Genomic DNA, 528 nt, shown 5'->3' with positions numbered 1-528 from the left:
GGGGCCAATGCCACGTAGCTTAAGTTGATCTTGTCGTGTGAGTGGGCAGGGGATAGTGCCGGATGGTGGCGGGTCCGGGGTGGCGGGTGCTGGCGGGTTCGCTGGGTTTCTTGACGCGGTAGCTGTTGTGGCGCATGCGTTTGACGGCGCGGGGGCAGGTGCGGTGCCGGCGGGGCGGGATGCGCAGGGCGGCGATGCTGGTCAGGATTCGGGGTAGTTGGTCAGTCCAGTCCTGAGGGGGGAATGGCCGCCGTGCCGGTGGCGGTGCGGCGGATCAGGCGCAGGGTCTGGGTGTAGGAGATCCGGTCGGGGTCGAGGTCGGCGGCGGTCGCGGCCTGGGTGATCAACGCGTTGATGGCGTGGTGGGTGATCAGCCAGGCCCAGATCTCCTGGTAGGCCAGGTCGGGGAGCCGGGAGCGCAGGATGCGGCCGGGGCCGCGGAGGTGGGTTTTGAGCTGGTCGTTGCCGGTTTCGTGTTCCCACCGCTGGTGGTAGGCGTCGGCGAGTTCGTCGGCTCGGGCGTGGGCG

The 528-nt window shown here is 69.3% G+C and carries 1 pseudogene; it reads right to left on the bottom strand.

Going from position 1 to position 528, the window contains the following annotated elements:
* Positions 1 to 221 precede the first annotated feature (221 nt).
* A pseudogene (locus LFM09_RS50125) lies at positions 222 to 528 on the bottom strand (IS4 family transposase); the annotation flags it as partial.

Source organism: Lentzea alba, assembly GCF_047445655.1.
Lineage (GTDB): Bacteria > Actinomycetota > Actinomycetes > Mycobacteriales > Pseudonocardiaceae > Lentzea > Lentzea alba_A.
Note: the sequence above shows the minus strand (reverse complement) of the source record. Positions and strands in the feature narration are given on the sequence as shown.